This is a genomic window from Vulcanisaeta sp. JCM 16161, from assembly GCF_001316285.1.
Genome location: NZ_BBDO01000017.1, coordinates 1 through 4517 on the forward strand (window position 1 = coordinate 1; position 4517 = coordinate 4517).

At 43.5% G+C, this 4517-nt stretch carries 4 protein-coding genes and 1 tRNA gene; 4 read left to right on the forward strand and 1 reads right to left on the reverse strand.

The annotated features are described in order from the left end of the window. Nucleotides 1–263 precede the first annotated feature (263 nt). Nucleotides 264–1067 (forward strand): hypothetical protein, encoded by an 804-nt coding sequence (locus JCM16161_RS13350; protein WP_243671750.1) that lies wholly within the window; start codon nucleotides 264–266, stop codon nucleotides 1065–1067. 75 nt (nucleotides 1068–1142) lie between these two features. Next, nucleotides 1143–1403: a hypothetical protein gene (locus tag JCM16161_RS13355; RefSeq protein ID WP_243671751.1), complete on the forward strand. Its 261-nt coding sequence runs from the start codon at nucleotides 1143–1145 to the stop codon at nucleotides 1401–1403. Nucleotides 1404–1483: 80 nt separating this feature from the next. Here JCM16161_RS13355 and JCM16161_RS13360 read toward each other — a convergent pair. After that, nucleotides 1484–1599, reverse strand: a tRNA-Tyr gene (locus JCM16161_RS13360). A 485-nt stretch (nucleotides 1600–2084) separates the two neighbouring features. On the opposite strand from JCM16161_RS13360, the gene JCM16161_RS13365 reads away from it, so the two are divergent. Together JCM16161_RS13365 and JCM16161_RS19305 are read left to right on the forward strand one after the other, a co-directional pair. After that, on the forward strand, nucleotides 2085–3455 hold the full coding sequence (locus tag JCM16161_RS13365; protein ID WP_243671752.1) for a hypothetical protein: 1371 nt from the start codon (nucleotides 2085–2087) through the stop codon (nucleotides 3453–3455). Then, on the forward strand, nucleotides 3413–3679 hold the full coding sequence (locus tag JCM16161_RS19305; protein ID WP_243671753.1) for a hypothetical protein: 267 nt from the start codon (nucleotides 3413–3415) through the stop codon (nucleotides 3677–3679). Before JCM16161_RS13365 ends, JCM16161_RS19305 begins: the two co-directional genes overlap by 43 nt. The last annotated feature ends 838 nt before the right edge of the window (nucleotides 3680–4517 follow it).

Consider the following 4517-nt stretch of genomic DNA (forward strand, 5'->3'; position numbering starts at 1 on the left):
TTAAGCCAGTAATTTGTTCGGTAGTCCCTAGGCTAAATTAACTAAAATACTGCAATGAGCGGGTAAAACAAAGGATGCTGTTTCACGAAGGCGTGAAACAATTGTTTAATGAGTATGCCGAGTAGCGTGGGAAGTTGGTAGGTGGTTTCTAGGCTTTACTGAGTAAGCGCCAGCCGGCCTCACGGGGTTTGGGCCTCCCGCGGGGCGCCAACCCACTACTGGGCCTCTAGGGTGGGTGGTTCGGCCCCGCGGGGACCCACCCCGTGGGGCTTATAAAGAGGTGGGCGAGGATGACGAGGAAAAACAAAACAAACCAAAACCCGCCCAGGGAGGGCGGGAATCAAAAACAAAAAGAGGCAGGGAGGGCAAACGATGTAGCCAATGGATCGATATTGAATAATGAGGGAAATACTGAACTTAATGAATATAATGAGTATAGGGAGGTGCTTCTTAGGCGTATTAGTAAGTTTAAGGATATGCTATTTGTTGAATCGCCATATAATGCATTGATTCGTGATTTAGAGAATTGGGTGTATAGTGCGAGAGTGATAAGTGATAGTAACAATGAGTGGGAGGTTAAGGTAAGGGAGATTCTTTATAAGATTGGTGATAAGATGCTTCAATTATGTAAGCAGGCTAGGGAGGAGTGGTTTAAGGTGCATTATGGTGAGTTGAACAAATTATTTGAGGAGCTTTTAAGAAGTGAGGTTAGAGTTATTAATGATAAGAGGTTAGTGCTTCGTTCAGAAAACTTAACAATTACGATAAATAGGATTAAGACGCGTAAAGTCACGATAAGGTTAGTGCTTAAGGGGTTATTGGGCGTTAATATTAGGGTGCCTAAGCTATTTAATGGGTATTTACGAAGAGCTACGTTATCGGGTTGGGTACTCAGCGATGAAGGTAGGGATAGGGGTCGCCCAATGATGTTTACGGCTTATACATGGCAGGCTTTGCTCTGGGCTTTAGTGCATGGTGGGCGGATTCATATACGTATATATGCCATAGATATAAATGATGATGGCATCACAATAATATGGCAACTTAGGCTGGGCATAAGAGGATAAGTAAGGATAGCGCCATTAAGTGGGTTGTTAAGTTTAATGATGAGGAGTTTACGAATTTTTTTATTTTTCTTCACGTTGGGTGATGGAAGTATAGACGTCAAGAAGCAGAGGATTAGGCTTTATATATACAAAAGAGAGTTAGAACAACTTATTGATAAGTTACGTAATTATGGCTTTATCGAGGAGGGTGATGGGCGACTAGCACTCTATACCGCAAAAGCTAAGGGGTTGGCTAAGAAGTGGTATAATATGTGGGGAGTAGTAATTGATGCATTGAGTGAATTAAAAGATGCCGAGAAGTTAAGAAGGATCAAGACTTTGGCTATGCTTGATTAATAACTTAACAATAATGTCCATAAAGGGACGTGGGGAGGTTGGAATAATTTCTAACTTATCCGTAGAATAATGAAATAAAGTCCCCCGGCCGGGATTTGAACCCGGGGCCTGCCGGTGCCTGCTTGCCGTGGGCTTTTCCATTGTCGCCCACGGGGCTGACTACAGCCGGCCGCTCTAACCTCTGAGCTACCGGGGGCGTGGTTTGTTTTGTTTTGTTGGTTTTTAAGGTTTTCTTCGTGGTTGTTTGGGTTTGAGGTGGGTGGTTTGTTGTCTTTCCTGTTGGTTTTATTGTATTTTGTCATTTCATAGGCTTTTCGAATATGCTTTTCGTAATGTTTATGTTCGGTGTTGTAATCTTAATTCTTTTCCTACTCCTAGTTAAGAGGGTGGTTATACGGTGTTATTTCTTTGATGAGCTTAATTACGTTTTTTTCCATGGAAGTATAACTTCCATACGGTTGTGTTTGAGATGACCCAGCGATATGTCTCAGGGGTTCATTACCCACCACTCTTATCTTAATAGCGTAGGTATTTAGGGCCACCACGAGAGAAGCGGCAAAAGAGTACCAAGGCAGATTCAATCTTGCTCGGCTCACTTTATCTGAACATGCGAAGTAAAAAAAGTCTGTGAATTAATGATTCCTGATGAATATGAAAACGACCTCACGTAAATGGTTGCTCATGGCTATACTCGCTCTTGCTTTAGTTGATGCATTACTCATTTCCGCGTTGTTCAAGCCCTCTGTGGCCTCGACCATTATTAACGCCTCTAGCAATGCCGTTAGATCAGTGTTAAGCATGGTACATAAACCTGGTGCTGCGTATGGGTTTGGTGTGTTTGGACACGGTAATTTCACAGCGATGCCCATTAAGCCTCAGCCGCTTGTCCTCCCCACCACTGCCTATGTGGTTGGGCCGAGCCAGTTCATTAATGGGTTGGTGAGTGCCGGTGCGCCTGAGTCTATGATTAAGTCCATAACCCTTAGTGGATTGTCCTCGGCGCCTAATGACTCGATCATCATCATTGATTGGGATTACATCAACGAGACAATGCACGCATCCCTAAACCAATTGGCTGGGCAGCTCAAAGACGTAATAGGTAGGGGTGACTTGGTAATACTGTACACGGAAAACCCAGGGCAGGTACTAATGCTCGAGGAAGCAATAGCAGTTGCATGGGGAAATTATTACCATAGCACAGTGATTGGATACCCGGTCATGCATGTTAATAGTTCGGCGTACGTGGTTGGCTTTGGCGGCAGGAATTACCTAGTAATAAGTCCGGTACAAGTGAGTGGTGAGTTTACAGTGACGTTGAATGGATTGATTGCGTATTGGGTACAGATTAATAGAGTAACTACAGATCAATTGCCGTCAAGAAATATGGGCCCAACATATTATGATGTAGACATCTGTGAGCAAACATTAATGACGATACAAAGCAATAATCTTAATCAATGGTTTTTCAGTACGGGAGTGAATACGATCATGGATACGAATACTGGTAATGAGTACGTTTATGACTACTGCATAACCGGTGTTTACGAACCATCTGGTTCCCCTGCTGATATTCCTGTTGAATACCTTGGTTTCAACAATGTTATAGTCGGCAGTAATGGTGGTAGTGGTGATTGGGGCTATTATAATGTTGGCATTAATATGACAGCTGGATACTACATAGATCAGGAAAATGGCTACAACTCATACATGTCGTGGACTGGTACCCCAGATGCGGCACAGCCGTATAGTACGAGTTGTAGTTGGTTCAGTTCACCATCCACACTAGAGGTGGTTGAGCAGATTGCTTCGGAGATCCTAGAATTCATTTATGACGTCGCATTAGAATCCGACCCATCAAGCCCGGTTTACTCGCTGACGGCATCGTTGTCCATAGTTAATGGTCCGTATGTATCATCGGGTATCTTAAGTAGCCTTACTTGGTCCATAGGTGTTGAGAATCAGAATTGGTTCTGCGCACCAGAGCAGACGCAGCCGGGTTATGAGTACCGGTGGGTTTTGGGGTGCTTGATGGGCAAGGTCTTTGGGTCGTGAGCCCAGGCACCATAAGTACTGCCGCATCACCGGTATATTTTGGTGGTGTGGCGATATGCTACCCATTGTCCTCAGGTTATCTGGTTGAGTTATTCTGGAGTCAGGGATACTTCGTACTTCAATATAATCCAAGCGCAACCTACACAGTAAGTCTCCTAGGTAGTTATTACGGTCCTTCATCTGGTTCAGGCTCGTATGAATTGCCATCATCCACATGCCCATGAGAGAGCAATGCAATCCTTATTCCTGGCTAAAAAATTGCGGTAAAGTATTATGGTGATCTTTGTCCTCGCTTCATATATTACTGAGGATGAGAAATTGCTGATTTAAGTAGCTGTAGTATCAATAATCATAATACCATGATTAAGGATTGGGGTTATTTCTACTGGTTAGGATTTAAAGGAGCTTAACGTTTTAATTCTGGCGGTCATGTTTTTAGATTCCACGAACGCTTATTAATAACTATGGTTAATGATTATTATGGTTGTTCTGGGCCTCGTCTTGGTTCTTCACGTTGCTAATAAGCAGCCAATGGGATTGTCTAGTGGCGCTGAGGGGAGGGCTTGGGCAATGATGGTTCATCCCAGTTGAGACTAATTAAGAATTCCTTGGTCAGGAAAACGTGTTCCAAGATTTGAGGAACTGACAAGCGAACTTGCTGATGAGGAATTAATAATAATGAATAAGTCAAAGTCACTGTAAAGATGATACGAAAATTCTTGAAAAAGAAGGGCTTTAGACAGTTGAACTTAGCCCACTACACGGCATTTCTTGATACCTTTATCGGTGAAACGCGATGCAGAGGGTATGCCTAATTAAGCCGAGACCTGGAATCGTTAAATTCAAGCGGATGACGTTATAACCCCCGGCACTAGCCGGAGCTTAATCACAATTAATTGCCTATCCTTTCTTTTGGTATTTTCCTAAGCCTTAGTTTGCAATACCGCATGGCCCAACGTTCCAGGTCTTTTTCAACCCGCTCGGCTCACTTTTTAAGAACACCCGATGTATAAAAAAAAGTCCGGTGGATTAGGAAAGGCTGATGGTTATGGGCCTAAGGAC